Here is a 22114-nt window from a genome sequence, read left to right as displayed (position 1 = left end):
ATACCAATAATATAATTAATTCAAATCTTAAATTTTAGGATTGTCACGATAATTTAAAATCAGTTCGTTAATACATTCTCGTACTTGATCACGACATCGTTTAGCAATCTCAATATCTAAAATATAAGGATGAGCAGCTTTACATCGAAAATCTTCGTTGATTCTCTTAATTTGATTAAGATACTTTACATCAACAATACTTTCACCAAAATATTTAACAGTAAAGCCTCGAAAGTCCTGTAACAATAAGCTTTTATTTAATGTTTCACCATTTGCTTTTAAAAATCCCATTATATGGTTCATATCCCCTAACGTATAGGTGCTTTTTCGTTGCTTTAAGAGCTTAGCAAATTTGTTGGTTTTCTCATTCTTAAGATCATCAGCTAAAAAAGCATTAATATCTTCGCATCGGTTATATAAGTCATCTGTATAAGCAGTAAATAACTTAATTAAAAGTTCATTCTCTAAGGCTCGACAATACTGGAGGATAAAAGGAGAGTAATCTTGACTATTGGTTTGTTCAATATTTTCAAATAATAATTCAGCTTGTGGTAAAAAAGATTGACTAGCTATATCTAATTGTTCCCATCTATCTATCGTCAGCCATAAACATACAGCACTAATATAGTGATCTATCGATATTGACTGATATGAGATTGAGTTTGTAATCCAATCCTCAATCTGTTTAACAGCATCTTCAACTCGTTCGCTATTATTATCGTCTTCGCTAATGTTGATCTGTTTTTTTATATTCAACACAAAATTAGTAAGCTGATCAACAGATTGCTGTAATCTTACAGTTTCATTCTTGAGTTTAGTAATGTCACTAACTCTTTTAATTAAATCTACATAAACAGATTTACCTACAATAGGAAGTTCTAAAATTTCTCTTGCATTTAGAACATTGTAATCCTTATTTGACTGTAAATTATTTGATGTAAGTAAACGTTTTATAGTGATTTGCTGGGCATCCAATGAATTGTCAATTCCCCACCAATTACGCTTCAATAGTTGTGCTGCAACTAAAGTCGTACCTGTGCCACAGAAAGGATCAAGCACTTGATCTCCTTCATTAGATGCTAATTGTATAATTCTTTCCATCAATATAAGTGGCTTTTGAGTCGGGTAGTTTGTACGCTCACGGGAAGAAGAAATAATTTCATGTAAATCATTCCATGTTGTACCAATTTCTTCTCCGATATGTTCTGCAAGGTAATTTTTTAATCTTGGTAAATTGTTAAAACTATGAGGAAAGTCAATTCGATTTTCTTGAGCAAGTTTTTCTAGCTTATCAAAGTCAAAATACCATGATTTCTGTGGTGGTAGTTGGTAGCCACGCCAATTAAATTGTAATGATGGACGTTCCGAATTTGTAATTAAAGGAGTTGTTCTATAAACACCTCTGTCATCCTCCATTTTATACAAGAGTATTGTTTCGGTAGATAGTGGACGATAAAGCTTATTACGAATTGGATTATCTGATTTACTGTAAACTAGAATAAAATCATTATAGCGATTTCTTTTATTCCAATTGATTTCATAATTTGGTTGTTTACCAAAAACTTGATTTATTATTAACCTTATATCAATAGATTTGGAATTTTGCGACCAGTGAACAAAAAGACTACCTTCATAGGTCAGGATACGATGAATTTGCTGGACAACCTTTGATATATAAGACTCATAGGATGTATGCAAATCTTCTAAAACCTGCTTATTCGTTTTAATATCATCCTGTAACCCATAAGAATTGCCATGAGGTGGATCTAAGTAAGTTAGTGCGACTACATCTGAGGATAAACGCTCTAACATAGTCAAAGCATCGCTAGAGAAAAAAGAATTATTTTTGAAATTCATATTAGTTATTAAGTCTATATTTTTAAGGTTATCTGTCTAAGTTTCGTTAACTTCTATTATATTTATTTGAAATATTATCTTTTTTCTAGATTTACGCTTTACCAATGAGGTGATCGCATCTAATACTGCACTTTTACCAGAGCCATTATTGCCAACAAATATATTTACATCTGGATTTAAGTTGACCGTAAGATCTTCAAAACATCGAAAGTTTTTGATTTTAACTTGTTGAATGTGCATTTTTAATATTTGTATTGCAGATTAATTGTCTCTATATCTACTTACTATAGAAGATGTTAAGTAGTCAGTTTTGCAATCGCCGAATCAATCCAGAGAGGTGTACCTTTATTTTGCCATGTGATCTAAAAATTAACCCTGTAGCATCATCCAAATCTATCATGAGTACTTCCAATCAACTTTTAACCCTTACTTCATGGATGGCAGGTGAATTTGGCAACCGCGAACAATCGCTAGATCAGCCTGTTTGGTTTGTGAACTTAGTCTGGTGGCAACGTCCCATCCCATTTAACGTTTTAGGCAGCATCGCCATCTTTGCCGAACAAGCCAATGCGCTAATCCTCGATCGCCCATATCGTCAGCGTATTTTGCAATTTGTAGAAAATGACGGCAAAATTCAAGTCAAATATTGGGGCTTTAAAGATCCTGTGGCATGGACTAGGGCTGGACGCGATCGCGATCGGCTCAATCAAATCACCATTAATGACATCGAACCCCTCGCTGGTTGTTTATTAGATGTCTCATTTACTAATAGTCGCTACAAAGCCGAAATGCCCAAGGATGCGAAATGTTGTTTTCAATATTTAAACGAATCGCGCCAAGTTGTTTTAGGCTTTGAAGTTAGCGCTGATGAATTTTGGAGTGGCGATCGCGGAGTCGATCCTGAAACAGGCACAGCCATCTGGGGCGCAACTGTGGACTTTTATAAATTTAGCAAAAAACAAGATTTTGGTAACGAAGTCCTAAACAACTAACTAGGAAAGAAGCTTGATAGTTAGCAATGACCGTACTTACCCGATCGTGCAGATTAGTGACATAATGTACAGGAAAACTTAGGATTAAAACTGATACTGCTATGCCAGAGGGAAAAGAGGGAAAAGGATTTGGCTTTGGTTTAGGCAAAATGAAAGAAGCCTTCCAAAAAGCCCAGCAAATTCAAGAAGGCGCTAAAAAGCTGCAAGAAGAATTAGATGAATTGCGTTTAACTGGTGAATCTGGTGGTGGTTTGGTAAAAATCACCCTAAGCGGCAACCAAGAACCTCAAAGTGTGGAAATTGCTCCTGAAGCTTTGAATGAAGGCGCAGAAGTTTTATCAGACTTGGTACTCGCAGCCCTCAAGGACGCTTATCAGCTTTCTACTGGCACAATGAAACAAAAAATGGAAGACCTCACTGGTGGCTTAGGTTTGCCCGCAGGTTTCTAAATTTGCAAGAAGTGTTTTCAAGTAGTGAGCTTTGCACACTGCTTGAAAGAGACTAAAGATTTTTATTTGATATTTTTTATGATTAACAACCCCGCTTTGCGCGTTCAGCGCCGCAACCAACCCGCAGCACTCATCCCTACACAACAAGAAGTTTCTATTCTTGATTGGCTAGAGTCCACAGGGCGCTTAATAGCTAGAGAAGGTACTGAGTCGAGCTTAAAGTTTGATGATGAAGCTGAAGAACTAAGTGAATTGATGTTAGGCGATGACCCTAGTTACATCGATGATGACGACGATGACAATGACGACGACGATATTGATTAGACATAAAAAATGCGGCTAGCCGCATTTTTTATGAGGTGATATGACCAAAAAACAAAAATTTCCGCATCTAATTGGGTCTAAATGGACAGCGATGCAAGAAACCTTCGGGTGGCGACATTTTGTAGTAGTCAATCGCAAAAATGAAGGAGATTTAGTTTTTGCAGAGATCAAAGCAGCTTGTGATGATTCTGTAAGGTTTTGGCTCAATGCTAAGGCTCTAAAAAGGCGATCGCTTTGGCTACCTGGTTGGAAAACATTACAGGAAATGTAAAAACCCCAAAGAAAGAGAGAGCGCTTTGCGCTCTCTCTTTCTTTTTAAGCTGTAGCTAGAGCTTTAATATTCATTAACTTTAGGAAGCGATCGAAGTTAAAGTGTTTTGCCATCATGTCGCAAATGCTGGTTACCTTCACACCCTCATGCAAGCGTACTTGTCCTAAACAGCCCTCGATAATACTGACCGTGCTGAGAGTGTCTTTGCTGACTGAGAGGATTGGCACACCTAATTCCATGGCTTTATGGGCGACATCATCACTAATAAAAGGACGACCTGTCAAAATTAAGCAGTTTGTTGATGTTTCTAGAGCTGCAAACTGGAGATCGATGCGGCTACTGCCAGTAATTACAGCTTTGTTAAAGGACTTGCGGAAATAGCTTTGGGCAGAGTTGACATCCATCGCCCCAATTTTGAGTTCCTCAACCATGATTTTGCCTAAATCAATATTTTCAGGACGGCAGAGGACGTTTGCCCCCAGTTGCTCGATAATTTCCGCGACGCTGACACTTCGCAAAGTGCGATTCTCAGGCATGAGCGCAAATACGGGAATGCCTTGATTTTCAAGATAAGGATGGAGAATCTCCAACGATGTTTCATACTGCTCATCAGGAATGTCATTGATCACCACTCCTAATAGGCGATCGCCAAAGCGTCGTTTTGCCATCAAGATATGGTCAACCACTAACAACGAGCCAAATCGCATGACTAACAAAATAGGCGCTTCGAGCTGATCTGCCATTTCCTCTAGGGAAAGCCCAAAAATCGCGCCTTCAGCCGTATTGGCCGGAGCTTCTAAAAGTACGAGATCGCCTTCAATTAATTTTTTATACTCATCCAACTTAGTGCTGTAATCAGCTTTATCTTCACCAGATAGACGGCGTTGGAGGGCAGATCTGTCGAGATTAAGTAGAGTGGGTCGCAAAAGGGATTGCGGCAAATTTAGCGCTTGCTGAATAAATTCCACATCAGCTTCAGTGCGTTCGGCTGATTCGGGTAATTCTTTGGTCGTAAAAGTACCTATTGGCTTACCATAGCCAATCTTGTAACCTTTAGCTTGCAAGTTATATGTTAATCCCAAAATTGTTGCTGATTTTCCACTGCCTGATCGGGTGGAACCAATCAGCAAATGCTTAGCCTGTGGCACGTCTTGCCCTCTAAAAAATGATTACAAACTTTACTGGATTGTATTAAAGCCTACATCCCGTCTGGCTATTGTAACTGATGGACTGTTACGGATACTTTTTGATATTGGCATTTATGCATACGGATTATGCAATATATCGATAGGTTCTCAAGCTCTATGTTTCTATTTTATCGATATATTGCATCACTGATTTGACAAGCATCAAATATTTCCTTGGGATCATGCACTCGTAGAATATCTGCGCCACCCGCAATACAGGCTGTACATGCGGCAATTGTTCCAAATAGGCGATCTTTAGGATCGGGGCGATCGCAAAGTTTACCAATAAAACTTTTACGTGATACTCCCATTAGCAAGGGTGCGCCAATTTCTTGAAAGGTTGGCAAATTTCTTAAAAGTTCAAGATTATGTTCGGTGGTTTTACCAAAACCAATCCCTAGGTCGATCGCGATTAAGTCCTTAGGGATGCCACAAGCTTTGGCGACCAAAATTGCATCGGCAAGAAATTGCTTCACATCCTTTACCACATCGCGATATTTAGGATTTTCTTGCATCGTGCGTGGTTCTCCTTGCATATGCATCAAAAAAATTGGCACTTGCAGCTTTCCTACTAGAGGTAACATTTCAGGATCAAATCTGCCTGCGGACACATCGTTGAGCATATCAGCTCCTGCGGCGATCGCGGCTTGAGCGACACTTGCTTTGACTGTATCAACGGAAATAGGTAATTGGGGATATTCAGCCCGAACTGCTTCGATGATCGGCAAAATGCGATCGCTTTCTTCTTCAGCACTCACTGGCTGGGCATTAGGTCTCGTCGATTCGCCACCAATATCGAGAATGTCAATATAAGGCAGCATTTGCGCGACTTGTTTTAACGCTGCATCCCGTGAATTATATTGACCGCCATCGCTAAAACTATCGGGTGTAACATTCAAAATGCCCATCAGGTAAGTGCGATCGCCCCAAATAAATTGGTGATCGCGAATTACCCAATTGGTTAATTTAGTTGAGTTAGCGGGCTTACTTTTGCTTTGATTCAATGTTTAACACCTCAGAAATTTTTTACAGCGCTTGTTGCTATCAAGTAAAGAGGAGGCGCTTCGCGCCTCCTCTTTACTTAGATATCCGCGAGAACTTGGGCAGGATGGGGTTCGGCTTTGACAGCGAGATAAATTTTCTCGATTTTACCTTCTGGATCGATCACAAAGGTATTGCGGAAGATACCCATATACTCTTTTCCCATCATTTGTTTTTTGCCATAGCTCTCGTAGGCTGTGGCAACTTGAGCATCGACATCGCAAAGCAACGGGAAAGGTAAGTCAAACTTCTCTGTAAACTTTTGGTGGGACTTAGCATCATCAGTGCTGACACCAAAAATTAATGTGTTTTTTGCTTGAAACTGAGCGTAGTTATCGCGAAAACCACAAGCTTCCTTGGTGCATCCAGGGGTATTATCACGGGGATAAAAATATAGAACAACCCGCTTACCTTTGAGACTAGAAAGGGTCACAATATTGCCGTGGGTATCAGCCACGCTAAAATCTGGGGCGCGATCGCCAACATTCAAAGCCATAGATATTCTCTATAATTTGTTATCCAAAACATATTATGAAGCACGACAGCCTCTGAGGACTTCCAAACTTTTGCAACCATAGCGAGACAAGGGGCTTAAGCCCCTTGTCTCGTTATGTAGCCATTTTTACTGGGTTTGCAAAAACTGTGCTTTGTGTAATGATCTTTGGGAGTTAAACGCAAATGCAACTTTTTGCACAAAATCTGTGAATCCTTGGATCAGTTTGTTGCAGCAGCATCGCATTATCGCCGTTATTCGTGCGGATAATGTTGTGACTGCACGGGAAATGGCCCTTGCCGCCGCCGCAGGTGGGATTAAGCTGATCGAAATTGCTTGGAATACCGATCGCGCCGAATCACTGATTCCCAAATTGCAGCAGGAGTTACCTGATTGCAAAATTGGCACAGGCACGGTTTTAGATGTTGATAGTGTAGAAAGGGCGATTGGCTGTGGTTGTAGCTTTCTCTTTACCCCTCATACCAATCCTGATCTGATTGCCAAGGGTGTCGAAAGTAATATTCCTATAATTGCGGGGGCACTGACACCGACGGAAATAATTACGGCTTGGCAGGCTGGAGCAGCCGCAGTTAAGGTTTTTCCCATTAAGGTATTTGGTGGTGTTGAGTATCTAAAATGCTTACAGCCCGTGTTGCGCGATATTCCCTTAATTCCGACGGGCGGGATTACGATTCAAAATGCTGATCAATTTCTGGCGGCTGGGGCGATCGCAGTGGGCATTTCTAGTCATTTGTTTTCACCAGAGGCGATCGCGGAGGATGACTGGACGACGATCATTGCGCGATCGCAAACTTTAATTCAAAAAGTTCAACCATTTCAAAATCAATAGTGTGTCGAGCTTTGCACGACACACAAACCCAAAAGAGAGTTGCGGCGCTTTGCGCCGCAACTCTCTTTTGGATTTTGCTTTAACATGACTAGCGACAGCTATAAAATTAATTTATGCAATATGCAGCATTAGGGCTAGATGTCGGTAGAAAACGGATTGGGGTAGCAGGATGCGATCGCCTCGGTATATCTGTGCATGGCATCACCACAATTACTCGTAAATCATGGGATGAAGATATGGCAATTCTGCGATCGCTAATAGTCGAGCGGGATATTGACACGCTTGTGGTGGGATTGCCCTACAACATGGATGGTTCTCTCGGTCATCAAGCAAAACATGTTCAAAAATTTGCTAATGGTGCTGCCAAACAATTAGGGATCTCAGTAGAATTTGTCGATGAGCGCTTAACCTCCTACGAAGCCGAAGAAATGATGCGATCGCAGGGCATTTCCACAAGACATAACAAGGAAATGATCGATCGCAAGGCGGCTGCCCTAATCTTGCAACAATGGCTAGCTCTCAAGCGTCAACCAACCCCATAGAAAAATATCGCGAAGCGAGACTTTTCTATAAACTGTCCCTTTTGCTGTCATAATGCTTAAAAGCGCCAAAAGCCTTATACAAGAGGGTTTCTCTGAGCTAGTAGTGCTATAGGATACAAAACAGCAATCTATGGAAGGATCGACGATCGTACTTAAGGATGACGCAGGTAAGAGCTTGCCTTGCACTGTCGAAACCGCGTTTAAAGTGGACAGCACCGAATATTTGTTGCTGCAACCAGTAGACTTTTCCGTGCAAATCTTTGCATGGCAAGAAACCGATGACGAAGAAGAAACTGAATTAGTCGATGTCACCGAAGAGGAAATTGATCTAATTTTCCCAGTAGCTCAGGCGGTTTTAGCAGAACAAAATCTTTCACTAAAACGTTCAGCACATACATTGACTGTTGAAGGTGAATTACCTGAGCCAACTGAAGAAGATATCATTGAGATTGATACCGAAGAAGATGGCAACTGCGGTGAATTTCAAGAACTAGCGCATTTCTACTATGAAGAGCAAGCTTTTTCTGTATTTACATCCCTTGATCCTCTGATGTTTATTGCTAAAGTTGGAGATGACGGTCAGCCTGAAGTCCTTACACCTGAGGAAATGGCAGCCCTTGAGCCTTATGTGGAGCAATATCTAGACCATGTCCTCAGCACAGAAGATGCCGAAGAAGAGTTCTAACTGGCTATTTTATGGTGTTGCCGTTCCCTTAACTATCCTTGTTACTGGTATTGTCAGCAGTTCTTGGTGGATTTGGGCAAGTGCAGCACCTAGCAATTTTGGGGCGAAAATCCGATTAACTATATCCGATGGGATGCCAACACAAGCGATCGCCCAAGAGCTAGAATCCGCAGGCGTAATTCGTTCTGCTTTAGCTTTGCGTTTGTGGGTAACGTGGCAGTCGCTGCGAAGTAGTGAGTCAGTAGCCTTGCGTTCGGGAACCTATGACTTCGCTACCAATCAATCATTACCAGAAGTTGTAGCTCAAATCCAGACAGCCAAATCTTCGGAAGTAAGATTTACGATTCCTGAAGGTTGGTCGATCGCGCAAATGGCAAGCTTGTTCGAGGAGCAAGGTTTTTTTGCGGCTAAGGATTTTGTGATTGCGGCTCAGCGGATCAGTCCGAGTCGCCGCCCTTGGCTGCCAGAAGATATTCCTAGTCTAGAAGGATTTCTCTTTCCTGACACCTATCAAATCTTGCCCTCAGAAGCGACACCTGATCGGATTATTGATTTGATGCTTAATCGCTTTGAAGAAGTGGCTTTACCGCTTTATCAAGAAAATCAAGCTGGTAAACCGAAGGTCAAAATCAGTCTCAAAGATTGGGTGACTCTGGCAAGTATTGTGGAAAAAGAAGCGGTAATTGAATCAGAGCGACGGATTATTTCTGGCGTTTTCTGGAATCGCATCAAAAAAAATATGCGTTTAGAATCCGACCCCACAGTTGAATACGGCTTAAATATTCGCCAAACGCCTGAAAATCCTCTCACCTTAGACCAAGTACGTACTGCTTCACCTTATAACACTTATTTAAATGAAGGTTTGCCCCCTGGGGCGATCGCTTCAGTTGGATTAGCGAGTCTCAAGGCAACTCTAGATCCAGCGACTACTGACTATTTCTTTTTTGTGGCTAAGTTTGATGGCAGTCATGTCTTTAGTCGGACTTTAGAGGAACACGAAAAAGCATTGCAAGTAATCGACAAAAAAATTCAGCAAAAAACACCCAAACAGTAAAATATCCCGATCTCCGCTCAGGATATTTTAGGTAGAGCAGTTGAGCTAAGCTCAACTGTTCTACCTAAAAGCGCGGTAAGATGTTCTTACTTATTTAATTAACATTTTCAAAATATTTGTGAAAGCTTGGCAACTTATTGCTCCTGACCTAGTTTTGTCAGCACCCATTTACGCGATCACGCCTCATCTCATGGCAACCTACGGGTTACGAGGCTTGATTTTGGACGTGGATAATACATTGATCGGTGATGACGAATTTGAAGTATCAGAAGAAATTCGTCTTTGGGTGGGGTTAATGCGTTCACAATATCCCATCTGGTTAGCGAGTAATAATTTTAGCGATCGCCGCATTCAGAGAGTTGCTGAAAGCTTGAACCTTCCCTATCGCAGTCGTGCTGGCAAACCATCGCGTCGTGTGGTACGTCAAGTTCTCGAAGCTATGGAATTACCAGCTGCCCAAGTGGCGATGGTGGGCGATCGCCTATTTACGGATACGATCGTGGGGAACCGTTTGGGCTTATTCACAATTTTGGTACAGCCACCTTGTGAAGAGATAGTATTTAAACCATCGATATCCACCATATTTAAGGCACGATCGAGTTTTCTGCGGAATTGGGAAATTTGGATCGCTCGTAAGTCTGGCGTAAAAATCTAAGAAATAGAGGTTGCATAGCAACCTCTATTTCTTAGTATGTTCTAGATTTGTGCTGTGCTAAGCACAGCACAAATCTTTTTAGGGTGGTGTCGTTGGTGCTTCGACTGGGCGAATGATGGGCGGTGTAATCTCTTGGTCTGGCTTAAAGATGGCAGCGATCGCCTGTTGTAAAGTCTGCGCCATCACGATCCGATTTTCGTAGGCGACAATTACACGCACTAGAGTCGGCAATTTGTTTTGAGTTGATTCTAAATAGAGTGGTTCTACATACAACAGAGATTGTTCAATGGGAATAATCAGTAGATTGCCTTGAATTACTCGTGAACCTTGACGATTCCAGAGCGAAATTTGTTGAGAAATTACGGGATCTTGGTTAATTCTGGCTTCAATTTGTTCGGTTCCATAGACAAGAATTTGCTTGGGAAAAGTATAGAGTAGCAGCTTGCCATAGTTCTCTCCATCTGACCGCGCTGCCAACCATGCCACCAGATTTGTCCGTTCCATAGGCGTAAAAGGTAATAGGAGAATAAATTCCTCAAAGGGAACTTCAGGTAAACTTGTAATTAAATAGTAGGGTTCCACCAGACGAGGTTTATCACCATAGACCTCATTGGGAATTTGCCATTGATCTTCACGGTTATAGAACACTTGAGCATCAGTCATGTGATAGGTCATCAAGCGTTCTGATTGAATTGAGAATAAATCCACAGGATAACGTAAATGCTGCCGCAGTGGCTCAGGCATTGAGCTGAGGGGCTTAAATAAATCAGGGAAAATCCTTGCCCATGTTCGGATAATCGGATCACTAGGATCAGCAATATAGAAATCCACATGACCATGATAGGCATCGATCACAACTTTAATCGAGTTGCGAATGTAATTAATTCCTTCATTGCCAATATCAGAATAGGGAAAGCGATCGCTGGTGGTATAAGCATCGACAATCCAGTAGAGAGAGCTAGGATCTTCTGCTTGGGCACTTGCTTTGGCTGCTACTAGATAGGGATCACTGTCATAACGTAAAAAAGGAGCGATCGCCTGAATCCTTTGCATGATGTTCCGCCGAAATAATAACTTAGTTTCGGGCAGGAATTCGGGAGTCACCGCCATCCGCCAATCATTTAGATATTTAGCAAACAACATCCGCCGCCAAAAGGAATTAAGGGAAACTCCACCTCTTCCATCATAAATGTTGTAAACATTATCATTGTCGCTAGGATAATCAAGTTCCTTAACCTTGGTTCCAGTCATCACATAGGTATTAGTATTCTCTCCATAATAAATACGTGGCGCACCAATCGGAATACTCTCTCGCACAGCCTCGCTAGAAGTAGTGAGAGGACTGCCTTCGGTGATGCCAATATCTTTAATAAAATATTCAGGTAGTCCACCCGCACCAACACGATTGACTGGACTGAGGGTAAAGCCATAGCCATGGGTATAAATCAAATGCTGGTTTACCCAAGTTTGTGCTTCTTCAGGAACTGCCGTATAGTCCAACTCTCTCGCGGCAATGAGTACCTGTTGCTGACTAGCCGCAGTTTTGGATAGTTTTTCTTCATTAATCGTATAACGATCAATATCCGCATCAGGAAAACTATAGTACAGACGGATTTGTTGAAGTTGACGATTGGTGGCAAGTAGTGGTTGTTTATCCCAAAGCCGAATATTGCGAACCGTCAAGTCATTATTTTGAATGGATTTTTCGGTTAACTTACCTTGCGGATTAAAAACCTGAGAATTAATACTTTCGAGTCCGAATGCTTGACGGGTAAAGGAGATTGTGCGTTGGATGTAGGGCTGTTCGCGGGCAAGTTCATTAGGTTGAACAATCAAAGATTGCACGGCGATCGGTAAACCGACACCTAGCCCGATCGCCATCACCAGATATACAACTAGGGAGAATACTATTGGCTTACGACTTACAGGTTGACGATGAAATCTGACCCACCGCAGAATTAAGTAAATGGAGATCGCGAAGGCGAGAATACTTAGCCCTGTATAGACTGGCAATTGCACCACCGTATCGGTATAGCTAGCACCATAGGAAACCCCACGCGGTGAATATAAGAGTTCATAGCGATTGAGCCAATAACTAAATCCAATTACTACCATCAACACTCCTCCAAGTCCGTAGAGGTGGCGCTGTTGATCGTGGGAAATGCCGATAAACTTACCTTCGCTCAGGCTATTTCCTGATAGCAAGTAGGTTAGGAGAACTGCGATAAAACCATATAGACAGATGCCGACTAGTCCAAATTCCACAACTTCCAAGGTTGGTAAATTGAATATATAAAAGCTCAGATCTTGATTAAAAAGGGGTTCAGTTCGCTCAAAACTAGTGGGTTGAAAATAAGGAATAATCCGCATCCATTGTCGTGAAGTCACCCATGCGGTAAACACACTAATGACAACAGCGATCGCCTTTAGCAAGAACTTGGGATAAATTAGCAAAGAAATAGCCGCCCCAATAGTCAAAACTGCCGAGAGTCTGGCCGTAAATATCTGAATTACCAATTGACCAAGTAGTTCGGGTCTAAATAGTAATGGTGCGATCGGGGCAATACTTGGTTGGAGCGCTGATGGTTTCCATTGAAGAAGTGCTACTTGTCCATAATGAATTAGGAGTGAGCAAATTAGGAGGCTTAAGCCCAAAACTAGAGGTAGAAGCCATCGTAATCGAAAAGATGTGGGTATGTATTTGGATGAAGTTAATGGTTGATTATTTAGTTGTTTTGGGAGAGATGATCGTTTGCGTAGTTTTGATTTTCGCCGTTCAGACTCATTAGGTAGATCGTCATATTTCAGTGATTCAGCAATCTGCAAATTTCTGAAGAGATAGACTAAGGCGATCGCGAATATCGCAACTCCTAATCCAATTTGTACTCCGAGCCGTAATAAATACATGGGCAAATAGCCCATCTCTTGAAACCATAGAATCTCGCCGCCTAGTCGAGCTACAATCTCACTTCCAAAAACTAAACCCGCAATCCCCCCTAATAGCCAAAGGTAATAATGCTTAGAAAACTTGAATGTATTTAGTTTTAAGGAGGTTAACTTCATAAATTCACCTAGAAACTAGGTTTAATTGCATTGGGATGAGTTGTGAGAGTGCGCCCCGAAAGGGCGCACTCTCACAACTCAGTTAAGATTGCTATATTGCTTAGCAGAAGCGCTAAACCCATCGCTTTTTCAGGAAAACACTGCTTTGCATTACTTTCCCAGAAAAGCCATTTTTAATCAGGGTAAAGCGCTGTAAGTTGATGATACAGTCATTACAAGATCTTTTCTAACTAACAACAATGGGAAACCTTCAGGGACGCGATCTTCTTAGTTTGGCAGATTTGCAACCAAGCGAAATTCAGGAATTGCTGACACTTGCAAAACAACTCAAAGCAGGAGAAGTCCAGTTTGACTTTCAGCGTAAGACTCTTGGATTGCTGTTTCGCAAAGCCTCAACAAGAACGCGAGTTAGCTTTACCGTCGCCATGCATCAACTGGGGGGACATGTGATTGACCTCGATCCAAATGTGACCCAAGTCAGTCGTGGCGAACCCATAGAAGATACTGCCAGAGTTCTCGATCGCTATTTAGATGTTTTGGCAATTCGTACCTTTGAGCAAGCAGAATTAGAAACCTTTGCCAAATTCTCGAAGATCCCGATTATCAATGCCCTCAGCGATTTAGAGCATCCATGCCAAGTGCTTGCGGATTTGCTAACCGTGATGGAAAACTTCGGCTCTTTGAAAGGTTTAACCCTCACCTATCTCGGTGATGGTAATAATATGGCGCATTCCCTGATGATTGGCTGCGCCCTTGTGGGGATGAATGTGCGGATTGCCTCACCCAAAAACTTTATGCCCGATCCCACCATTGTGGCTCAAGCCAAAGCTTTGGCTGAAAATTCGGAAGTTATTGTCACCGAAGATCCTAAATTAGCATCACGGGCTGCCCATGTCCTTTACACCGATGTATGGGCAAGTATGGGGCAAGAGTCAGAAGCAGAAGATCGCATTCCCATTTTCCAGCCCTATCAGTTGAATGCAGAACTAATGGCTTTAGCTGATCAACAAGCGATCGCTCTGCATTGCTTGCCAGCCCATCGTGGTGAAGAGATTACTGATGAAGTAATGGAAGGCTCACAGTCACGCATTTGGGATGAAGCCGAAAACCGTCTTCATGCTCAAAAAGCTTTGCTAGCTAGCGTTCTCTAGATTAAAGCCGCACACAAAGCGGCTTTAATCTCATTTTTTGAGAACTACATTTGAGACGCATCAGTTCATAAACAGCCAAATTAATCGCCTTAGCGATATTGAAAATGTAACTATGCTAAATCTCTTTAATTCATCAAAAAACAAGACTAATCAGGCGATCGCCCAAGCTGTTAAGTCCTTAAGTCAGTATGGAGTTAGCACGATTGAGCAAAGTAATTTCATCGATTTTTTACAGGGGCAAGATAGTCGATTTCTCTACCATACCAATCCTCGTCTCATTGCTGAACAATTAAAACTCTCAGAGCGCGAGACCTTAAAGCTTTTAGTAATGTCGCTGAAGGAAGGAATTGTGACTCTGAATTGGGATATTCAATGCCCCAAATGTCAGGGAGTTGATTTTGCGGGAACTCAATTGGGCGAGCTTAAAACATGGCATGTTTGTCCCGTATGTCATCATAAGCATGAATCTGATGCTGACCAACAAGTACGAGTCACCTTTAGCATCGATGAACGATTGCGATCGCTACCAAAGGCAGCAAATGACCCAGTATTTCGCGCTCATAACGATGCAAAATATGGCGTAGTTTCAGGACATCGGCTCTTAACCTTACAAATGTTTCGCGAGCTATTTCCCCGTGAGACCATACCTCCCAATGAAAGTTTACTGATTCGACAAGTCACAATTCTCTTTACTGATTTAGCAGGTTCGACTGCTTTGTATAGTCAAAAAGGTGATTCCCAAGCCTATAGTCTGGTACGTCAACATTTTAACTTTCTCTTTGAAATCGTCGATCAGCATAATGGAGCCGTAATTAAGACGATCGGTGATGCAATTATGGCAACATTTACTTCGCCAGATGATGGACTCAAAGCCGCGATCGCCATGCAGTCAAAAATGCAAGATTTTAATCGTCGTTTTGAATCTGCGGAGCAGCAACTAATTCTCAAAGTTGGTGTCCATGCGGGTGCTTGTATTAGCGTTAACCTCAATGATCGCTCGGACTACTTTGGGACAACCGTTAACACAGCAGCAAGAGTCCAAGGACTAAGTGACGGCAATGACATTGTATTCACGGCAACTTTACGAAATCAAGCCCAAGCGATCGAGGCGATAAAACATTACATTTGCGAAGAGAGTTCTGTATTTTTAAAAGGTTTAAGTGAGCCAGTATCGGTTTTTCGGATGAGAGCTAATAAACCCAAATAGTGTGAGGCGGCGCTTCGCGCCGCCTCACACTATTTGGGTTTTGATTTGCTATACAAAAATTGAGCTTTCTCAATTAGCGTTTGCAATATTTTTCTACCGTTGTTAGTAACTCCTTTTCTCCAAACGGTTTGGTTAAATATTCCGTAGCTCCCACCATCCGAGCTTTAACGCGATCGATGAATCCATCTTTGCCCGTTAGCATGATAATGGGAACCTTTGCAAACGCACTCGACTTACGCAGCATTCCACATAGCTCATATCCATCAATCTCTGGCATCGTGATATCACACAAAATCAGATCAGGATTATGTTGAAAAATTAGACTTAAAGCTTTAATCGGACTAGATACCGCCATAACTTGAAAGCCATGATTATGCAAAATATACTCAACAGCCCGACAAATGGTCACACTATCGTCAATACATAAAATTCTGGGCGACTGTACCTTTACTTGTAGCGGTACACTCATTGCTAATGGCGTAATCGCCACTAGCCCCTGAGCGATCGCATCATAGATCATCTGTCCAACTTGGCTAATATCCTTCCCTGCATATCGCGACAACTGACGAATTGTCGTCTTGCCATCGATCCAAGAGCTTAAAGATGGCAAAGATGCTTCAGTAAGTAATACAGGACATTGATCTATAGACTGTAAAACTGGATAAAATTTCTTCCATGTTTGCAGTTGGCGTAAATATTCCGCACTAAACTGCGAAAACTTGAATCTGGTTAACTTTGGCGTGAGTGCAGCACTAATTTCAAAAACAAATGTGCCTTGATAGAGACCGATAATATCAAAAAGCACCTCTCGGATTGTGCTTTCCAGAATTGACTTAGCCTGATCAGGAGTGAGAATCTTGGCTTCTAGAAGCGCCCAAATTTGTCCATACTCTAAAACATTAATCCCCAGTTTCGAGCTAGATAACTGATCGAGGGCATGGTCTAAACCTAATCCATGCAAATAATCGTGCAGACGAGTCAAGTTGCTATCAGTATCGGTAGCGTAGATTAATTCTCCGTTATCAAAAAATAAAAACCAGAATTTCCCTGTACTAGATTCAATTAACAACTCGCCAGTTCGCTGTCCAAACTCGATCAGGTTGATAATGGTATGTACGTCAATTTCTCTGAGCGTGCCTTGCATGGGGTGTTACAAATTTGAGTTTTATTTTGGATGTACAGAGATCTGTCTACATTACCAGAATTTCTTTTAGCCCCTTGATTTTAAGGCTTTTTTAGCAGCAAATCCCATGATAAAAATCATAAAAAAAGAGCGTTAAGCGCTCTTTTTTTCTATAAAGGGGGTATACGGGCAATTACACCACTTTTTAGTGGTTCAGGACGCTCTTTCCAAGCCAACATCCCATCAGGGCGATCGCAATATATTTCGGCACAGGACAAGATTGCCGATGCAGTGGTCGCCATATTGTCCACATCACTGGGTAAATCCCCAAACAAGTAAGAATATTTGCCTTCAGAAGCGAAGGCTACGGCGCAAGCATGGCTACATGCACTCATACAGGAAACTGCTCGAATTTCAAATTGCGATCGTGCTCCCCAGTTTTGATGTAACTGAGAAAGTTCGTTTAGCAATATTTCACCACCACTAACACCTACCTTTTTGCCATTTTGCCAAGTGCTGGCACAGGCAGTACAAACTAATAGCCTATGGATCATCCATACCTCAATGAAAAACAAACCAAAGCAAAAATATTTTGAAATTCTTACTCCCTTCCCAGCGAAGAATTGGCGTTGCGGCGCGAAGCGCCGCAACGCCAATTCTTGGTTTTATATGTCTATTTCTTTGGTAGGAAGGGAGTACTTTGTAAGAATTTCAAAATATTTGTGCATTGGTATTTGAGCGCAAAGCAATGTAATTTAACCTTACTATTTGTCGCCACTAGGTGACGAGTTATAGAGGGCATCTAGTCTTGAACGCGCATCATCAACATTAATCGATTTGATTACCATTAATGGCTCATCGATATATTTGCCATCTTTATCCCATAATTCAGGATGGGCATATTGAGGCGATACTCGGCGACTACGATTATCTTGGTAGCTGCGTGAGTCATTTTGGGAAAGCGCGATCATGCTGCGAATGAGATTACTAATCGCAAAAATGGAGAGGATCGTAAAAGCGAGTATATAAAGGATCTGTACCATATCTACTTTCCTGAAAAAATATGTAAATTAAGTGAACTAAGGTTTAAAAGGGGAAATCAGGGATCAAAATTAAAGTTTTAAATTGCTTGATTACGATAGTAGCGCATCCCTACAGCTTGACACTCCATAAGTAGTTGATGCCAAGGTTTCATTGTTGCCATGTCTACGCCAACTTGATGTCCTGTAACGCGGAATAAGGATATCGCCACAGCAACTTCTTTAAGAGCATTTTCCACTCGTTCCAGCAAATTTCTTTGTTCTGTCTCTTGCAAAAAATCTATGCGTTCACTGGAGAGGAGCTTTTGAGAGCGATCAAACCAATAGGTGAAATCTTCTAGTAATGGCTCTAGAAGTTGTCTGAGCATTTCAGGATCAGGACTAGCAGTATTACTCATGGGGCAGATCTCTAGCAGCAAGATTGGTGCTGTGTATAGTGTGTTAAAAGCAGTATTTTTTATACAAACTATTATAGCATTTTGTTACTTTTCTTAACATTAAACAAATCTTATGACTTTTGAGCCAACCGTTGAAACTTCGGCGAACTTGATCGCCCTACAACATTTAATTGACGTGGTAGCCAAGTTGCGATCGCCTGATGGTGGATGTCCTTGGGATTTGGAGCAAACGCCTAAAAGCTTGATTCCCTATGTGATTGAGGAAGCCTATGAGGTGGTGGATGCAATTCAGGGTGGTGATAGTAAAGCGATCGCCGAAGAGCTAGGTGATCTGTTAATGCAAGTGGTCTTGCAGTCCCAGATTGCTAGTGAGAATAATCAATTTGCGATCGCCGAAGTTGCCGAAGGCATCGCCCAAAAGTTAATTCGTCGTCATCCTCATGTATTTAGCGATGTCAAGACCGACAGCATGGACGAAATTCATCAAAACTGGGAAAGGATTAAAGCTGAGGAAAAGGGTGAAAATTTAGCAGATACTCAAAAACTGAGCTATAAACTCAAGCGCTATGCGCGATCGCTACCACCTTTAACGGCTGGCATGAAGATTTCCCAAAAAGCAGCCGCAAATGGTTTTGAGTGGGACAATGCCGATGGAGTATGGGCAAAGTTTCATGAAGAGTTAGATGAGCTGCGCCATGCACTAGAACATGAGTCTAAGGAAAATCAACAGGCGGAATTGGGGGATTTATTATTTACGTTGATCAATGTGGCGCGTTGGTATGATCTCGATCCTTCAGAGGCTTTACAGTCTACTAACCGCAAATTTATTCAGCGCATCGATAAGATTGAAACTTTAAGCGATCGCCCCATCAATAGTTTCACTGCCGAGGAGCTAGATAATCTCTGGAAACTTGCCAAAGAAAAGCTCAAATAAAGTAAAGACTCGCTTTGCGAGTCTTTACTTTATTTATTGATAGGAGCATCTGGAGGCAGAAAACGGGAGTCAGAAATTTCAATCAACTTATCAATTGAGGTTTCAGCTAAAAGCTTACGAGCTTTAGCTAAATATTCTAAATGTGGGCATTTATCCCCGAGGACACAGCCATTGGTGCATTCTTCTTGACAATTAACTTGGCGAGACATGGATTTTAGAACCGTCTAGATACTAAGACTCAAGGCTACTACAATCTCAGAACAGTCTCAATCCTGACCGCATAAAAGAAAAAGGAGAGCGCTTTGCGCTCTCCTTTTTCTTTTATGCGGTCAGAGAGACTCGAACTCTCACAGCTTTCGCCACCACCACCTCAAGATGGCGTGTCTACCATTCCACCATGACCGCAATTGCTTTTTTAGTGCTTAACTATATTACAGCAGTGGTGCATATTTGCAACATCCTTTTTGGGCTTTCTAAAGATAAAATCCAAAAACCTGTAGCGCACGCGCCGCGATCGCCACAGGTTTGAAATCTGGTTTTTAATTATGCTCAGCTACTTAACCTGAAATTTTACAAATACCTTCACTGACACTATGGAATCTAAAAATTCAATAACTGAATCATCGCTAGAATCATTGAAATCTGCTCAAAGTGGGAAGCGATCGCCCAAGCGTTGGTTGCGTCCTGTGTCGATTGCAGGAATTACGATCGCCAGTTTTTATGGTTCAGTTTGTGCAGGATTATGGTTTGGACAAACGAAGCTGATTTTTTCGCCAGAAAAGGAAATTACAACTACTCCCGCTAAATTTAATGCTAAGTATGAGGATGTCTTAATTCCAGTTAAGAATGCTGATGGTACGAGTGAAAATGTTCATGGTTGGTGGTTACCTAATACCAAACAGGAAGAAAAAGCAAATTTAAGCGATCGCCAAGTAATTTTGTATTTGCATGGCAAGGGGAAAAACATTAGTGCTAATGCTAAACATGCCAATCGCTTAATGCGAATGGGCTTCTCAGTATTATTGATTGATTATCGGGGCTATGGCAGAAGTGAAGGTGGATTTCCTAGTGAATCATCGGTTTATACAGATGCTCAAACAGCTTGGGATTATTTAATCCAAAAAGGCTATCAGCCAAGTCAAATTATGATCTATGGACATTCGTTAGGTGGGGCGATCGCGATCGATCTGGGGCTTAAACAACCTAAAGCTATGGGATTGATTATTGATGCTTCGTTTACATCCATGAGTGATATGGCTCAACTCGATCCTAAATATCGAGTTTTCCCCATAGATTTATTAATTCATCAACGTTTTGATTCGATCGCTAAGGTGCGATCGCTTTCTGTACCTGTCCTTTATATCCACGGTACTGCGGATGATCTGATTCCTGCGGTCATGTCTCAAAGCTTATATGAGGCAACTCCAACCAGAAAACAAATTGTGCTTATCCCCAATGGCGGACATAACAATAATGCCTCTACCAATGAGCCGCTATATCTAAATTCTATTCGCAGCTTTTTTAAGCTGTAGACTTTACTCCTTTCCTAGTCAAGGATTAATGGTACAGGGCAGCAATTCTCATTATGAAACCGATTTTGGTGTTTCCAGCGCCGAAGGCGCTGGAAACACCAAAATCGGTTTTTTGAAAGCCCGCCAAAGGCGGGCTTTCAAAAAACCGATTTTTATAATAATTGCTGGGTGCAGGGCTTCGCCCTGCACCCAGCAATTATTAAGTATTGCTTCAAAAGATTACGCTTCGTATCTAGACACATCTACCGAGATCGCCTGTATGATAAGTTCTATATCGAAAGTTATAGAAAAGACTTGTCTTAATCTAAACAAAACGAAAGATTGGTCTTAAAAATTTACATTTAGTTTACATTCACATAATCAAATGAGAGGTAATGCGGTGACTAATAAATCTGTAGCGTTCAAGCAAATTGATGTGCAAGGCGATCTGAGTGAATATGTCGCACATTTACAGTTACACATGGCACTGCAAGCCCGTAACCTCGTCCCAAATTTAAGTGGCGATCGCGCTCAAGACAGCCGCAGCAGAATGCTATCAAGTACTCAAGCTGATTTTGAGAGATTAGCTTCTCGCTTGTAATTTAAAAAAGGGGAGCGCGATGCGCTCCCCTTTTTTGTATTTGCTATGATTTAGAGAAAACAGTCCAAGCTATGACTACGAAAGAAAAGCTTATTCAAGAAATCGAAAAAACCCCCGATATACTGCTGGATAATCTATTGGATTTTCTTCTGTTTGTCAGAAATCGTTATGAAGACAAGAAAATTTCTGAAGACAATGAAATTTCTATAGAAGAGCAAGAAATTATTATTGCTTCAAAGCAAGCTTTTACATCTGGAGATTATCTTACGCTTGATGAGTATCTAGTCGGTCAGGTATGAGCTACCAAGTTATTATTCCGCAGCCTGTCCAGAAACAACTGAGCGTTTTTCCAAAATTATTTCAAAGTCGAATTATCACTGCTATTCAGCTTTTGGCTGAAAACCCTCGTCCAAACGGAGTTAAAAAACTCAAGGGGTATGAAAATACATATCGCATTCGGGTAAATGATTACCGTGTTATTTACGAAATTAAAGATCAAGAGTTAATAATTCTTTTGCTAAGTTGCTGTCATCGTAAGGATGCTTATTAACAAATAAATCTTTACCTTTATAAAGAACAAGGGGCTTAAGCCCCTTGTTCTTTAATTTTTTGGCACAATAGAAAAGTATGATCAAGAGAAGTCAGCGCTGCTGACTTCTCTTGATGAGTAAAAAGCTATTTTGAGG

Annotated in this window: 27 protein-coding genes and 1 tRNA gene; 16 read left to right on the top strand and 12 right to left on the bottom strand. The window is 41.4% G+C overall.

The features are described from left to right. Positions 1–27: 27 nt before the first annotated feature. Positions 28–1857, bottom strand: a complete 1830-nt coding sequence (locus H6G05_RS20060) for a DNA methyltransferase (protein ID WP_190580775.1) — start codon at positions 1855–1857, stop codon at positions 28–30. A 36-nt stretch (positions 1858–1893) separates the two neighbouring features. Then, complete coding sequence (locus tag H6G05_RS26055; RefSeq protein ID WP_242025686.1) at positions 1894–2097, bottom strand: AAA family ATPase; 204 nt, start codon at positions 2095–2097, stop codon at positions 1894–1896. Between the two features lie 158 nt (positions 2098–2255). On the opposite strand from H6G05_RS26055, the gene H6G05_RS20050 reads away from it, so the two are divergent. The 4 genes from H6G05_RS20050 to H6G05_RS20035 all read left to right on the top strand — a co-directional run bounded on the left by H6G05_RS20050 (position 2256) and on the right by H6G05_RS20035 (position 3893). Further along, positions 2256–2849 carry a chromophore lyase CpcT/CpeT gene (locus H6G05_RS20050; protein WP_242025684.1) on the top strand — a complete coding sequence of 198 codons (594 nt, stop codon included), beginning with the start codon at positions 2256–2258 and terminating at the stop codon, positions 2847–2849. Positions 2850–2950: 101 nt separating this feature from the next. Continuing rightward, positions 2951–3298, top strand: a complete 348-nt coding sequence (locus H6G05_RS20045; protein ID WP_190580772.1) for a YbaB/EbfC family nucleoid-associated protein — start codon at positions 2951–2953, stop codon at positions 3296–3298. Positions 3299–3376: 78 nt separating this feature from the next. Next, the gene (locus H6G05_RS20040; protein WP_094532883.1) at positions 3377–3622 is read left to right on the top strand and encodes a DUF3134 domain-containing protein; all 246 of its coding nucleotides are present in this window, start codon (positions 3377–3379) and stop codon (positions 3620–3622) included. A 40-nt stretch (positions 3623–3662) separates the two neighbouring features. Next, a complete protein-coding gene (locus H6G05_RS20035) occupies positions 3663–3893 on the top strand; it encodes a TIGR02450 family Trp-rich protein (protein ID WP_190580769.1) in 231 nt (76 codons plus the stop codon). A gap of 44 nt (positions 3894–3937) precedes the next feature. Here the strand turns inward: H6G05_RS20035 and H6G05_RS20030 are convergent, their stop codons facing one another. The 3 genes from H6G05_RS20030 to bcp all read right to left on the bottom strand — a co-directional run bounded on the left by H6G05_RS20030 (position 3938) and on the right by bcp (position 6617). After that, entirely contained in the window at positions 3938–5041 is a 1104-nt protein-coding gene (locus H6G05_RS20030; protein WP_190580767.1) for a phosphotransacetylase family protein, read from the bottom strand. Positions 5042–5208: 167 nt separating this feature from the next. Beyond that, on the bottom strand, positions 5209–6084 hold the full coding sequence (folP, locus tag H6G05_RS20025; protein ID WP_190580766.1) for a dihydropteroate synthase: 876 nt from the start codon (positions 6082–6084) through the stop codon (positions 5209–5211). A 77-nt stretch (positions 6085–6161) separates the two neighbouring features. Next, the gene (gene bcp, locus H6G05_RS20020) at positions 6162–6617 is read right to left on the bottom strand and encodes a thioredoxin-dependent thiol peroxidase (RefSeq protein WP_190580764.1); all 456 of its coding nucleotides are present in this window, start codon (positions 6615–6617) and stop codon (positions 6162–6164) included. Positions 6618–6822: 205 nt separating this feature from the next. On the opposite strand from bcp, the gene H6G05_RS20015 reads away from it, so the two are divergent. The 5 genes from H6G05_RS20015 (at position 6823) to H6G05_RS19995 (ending at position 10400) form a co-directional block, all read left to right on the top strand. Further along, positions 6823–7464 carry a bifunctional 4-hydroxy-2-oxoglutarate aldolase/2-dehydro-3-deoxy-phosphogluconate aldolase gene (locus H6G05_RS20015; protein WP_190580762.1) on the top strand — a complete coding sequence of 214 codons (642 nt, stop codon included), beginning with the start codon at positions 6823–6825 and terminating at the stop codon, positions 7462–7464. A 113-nt stretch (positions 7465–7577) separates the two neighbouring features. Continuing rightward, positions 7578–8006 carry a Holliday junction resolvase RuvX gene (gene ruvX, locus H6G05_RS20010; protein WP_190580760.1) on the top strand — a complete coding sequence of 143 codons (429 nt, stop codon included), beginning with the start codon at positions 7578–7580 and terminating at the stop codon, positions 8004–8006. A gap of 130 nt (positions 8007–8136) precedes the next feature. Next, a complete protein-coding gene (locus H6G05_RS20005; protein WP_094532895.1) occupies positions 8137–8691 on the top strand; it encodes a DUF3727 domain-containing protein in 555 nt (184 codons plus the stop codon). Further along, a complete protein-coding gene (mltG, locus tag H6G05_RS20000; RefSeq protein ID WP_242025680.1) occupies positions 8654–9745 on the top strand; it encodes an endolytic transglycosylase MltG in 1092 nt (363 codons plus the stop codon). Before H6G05_RS20005 ends, mltG begins: the two co-directional genes overlap by 38 nt. A gap of 97 nt (positions 9746–9842) precedes the next feature. Beyond that, positions 9843–10400 carry a YqeG family HAD IIIA-type phosphatase gene (locus H6G05_RS19995; RefSeq protein WP_339383126.1) on the top strand — a complete coding sequence of 186 codons (558 nt, stop codon included), beginning with the start codon at positions 9843–9845 and terminating at the stop codon, positions 10398–10400. 78 nt (positions 10401–10478) lie between these two features. Here the strand turns inward: H6G05_RS19995 and H6G05_RS19990 are convergent, their stop codons facing one another. Then, the gene (locus H6G05_RS19990; protein ID WP_190580756.1) at positions 10479–13463 is read right to left on the bottom strand and encodes a UPF0182 family protein; all 2985 of its coding nucleotides are present in this window, start codon (positions 13461–13463) and stop codon (positions 10479–10481) included. A gap of 239 nt (positions 13464–13702) precedes the next feature. Here H6G05_RS19990 and argF point away from each other — a divergent pair, with 239 nt between their 5' ends. Both argF and H6G05_RS19980 read left to right on the top strand, forming a co-directional pair. Beyond that, complete coding sequence (gene argF, locus H6G05_RS19985; RefSeq protein ID WP_094532903.1) at positions 13703–14614, top strand: ornithine carbamoyltransferase; 912 nt, start codon at positions 13703–13705, stop codon at positions 14612–14614. Between the two features lie 112 nt (positions 14615–14726). Further along, positions 14727–15821 carry an adenylate/guanylate cyclase domain-containing protein gene (locus H6G05_RS19980; RefSeq protein WP_190580755.1) on the top strand — a complete coding sequence of 365 codons (1095 nt, stop codon included), beginning with the start codon at positions 14727–14729 and terminating at the stop codon, positions 15819–15821. A 73-nt stretch (positions 15822–15894) separates the two neighbouring features. Here the strand turns inward: H6G05_RS19980 and H6G05_RS19975 are convergent, their stop codons facing one another. From H6G05_RS19975 to H6G05_RS19960, 4 genes are all read right to left on the bottom strand, one after another. Beyond that, positions 15895–16965, bottom strand: a complete 1071-nt coding sequence (locus H6G05_RS19975) for a response regulator (protein WP_190580753.1) — start codon at positions 16963–16965, stop codon at positions 15895–15897. A gap of 149 nt (positions 16966–17114) precedes the next feature. Further along, positions 17115–17498 carry a DUF1636 domain-containing protein gene (locus H6G05_RS19970; RefSeq protein ID WP_190580751.1) on the bottom strand — a complete coding sequence of 128 codons (384 nt, stop codon included), beginning with the start codon at positions 17496–17498 and terminating at the stop codon, positions 17115–17117. A 210-nt stretch (positions 17499–17708) separates the two neighbouring features. Next, positions 17709–17987 (bottom strand): DUF2973 domain-containing protein, encoded by a 279-nt coding sequence (locus tag H6G05_RS19965; RefSeq protein WP_190580749.1) that lies wholly within the window; start codon positions 17985–17987, stop codon positions 17709–17711. 77 nt (positions 17988–18064) lie between these two features. Then, positions 18065–18382 carry a DUF2605 domain-containing protein gene (locus H6G05_RS19960; protein WP_190580747.1) on the bottom strand — a complete coding sequence of 106 codons (318 nt, stop codon included), beginning with the start codon at positions 18380–18382 and terminating at the stop codon, positions 18065–18067. 112 nt (positions 18383–18494) lie between these two features. Between H6G05_RS19960 and mazG the strand changes: the two genes are divergently transcribed. After that, entirely contained in the window at positions 18495–19316 is an 822-nt protein-coding gene (mazG, locus tag H6G05_RS19955; RefSeq protein ID WP_190580745.1) for a nucleoside triphosphate pyrophosphohydrolase, read from the top strand. Positions 19317–19345: 29 nt separating this feature from the next. Here mazG and H6G05_RS19950 read toward each other — a convergent pair whose 3' ends face one another. Both H6G05_RS19950 and H6G05_RS19945 read right to left on the bottom strand, forming a co-directional pair. Then, a complete protein-coding gene (locus H6G05_RS19950) occupies positions 19346–19525 on the bottom strand; it encodes a hypothetical protein (protein WP_190580744.1) in 180 nt (59 codons plus the stop codon). Positions 19526–19640: 115 nt separating this feature from the next. After that, a tRNA-Leu gene (locus H6G05_RS19945) sits at positions 19641–19721 on the bottom strand. A gap of 188 nt (positions 19722–19909) precedes the next feature. Here H6G05_RS19945 and H6G05_RS19940 point away from each other — a divergent pair. From H6G05_RS19940 to H6G05_RS19925, 4 genes are all read left to right on the top strand, one after another. Next, positions 19910–20848: an alpha/beta hydrolase gene (locus H6G05_RS19940; RefSeq protein WP_199310671.1), complete on the top strand. Its 939-nt coding sequence runs from the start codon at positions 19910–19912 to the stop codon at positions 20846–20848. Positions 20849–21227: 379 nt separating this feature from the next. Continuing rightward, positions 21228–21428: a hypothetical protein gene (locus tag H6G05_RS19935; protein ID WP_322096407.1), complete on the top strand. Its 201-nt coding sequence runs from the start codon at positions 21228–21230 to the stop codon at positions 21426–21428. Between the two features lie 71 nt (positions 21429–21499). Continuing rightward, entirely contained in the window at positions 21500–21727 is a 228-nt protein-coding gene (locus tag H6G05_RS19930; protein ID WP_190580742.1) for a DUF2281 domain-containing protein, read from the top strand. Then, positions 21724–21978, top strand: a complete 255-nt coding sequence (locus H6G05_RS19925) for a type II toxin-antitoxin system RelE family toxin (RefSeq protein ID WP_190580739.1) — start codon at positions 21724–21726, stop codon at positions 21976–21978. Before H6G05_RS19930 ends, H6G05_RS19925 begins: the two co-directional genes overlap by 4 nt. The last annotated feature ends 136 nt before the right edge of the window (positions 21979–22114 follow it).

The sequence above is a fragment of the Phormidium tenue FACHB-1050 genome, assembly GCF_014696925.1.
Classification (GTDB): Bacteria; Cyanobacteriota; Cyanobacteriia; order Pseudanabaenales; family Pseudanabaenaceae; genus Pseudanabaena.
Note: the sequence above shows the minus strand (reverse complement) of the source record. Positions and strands in the feature narration are given on the sequence as shown.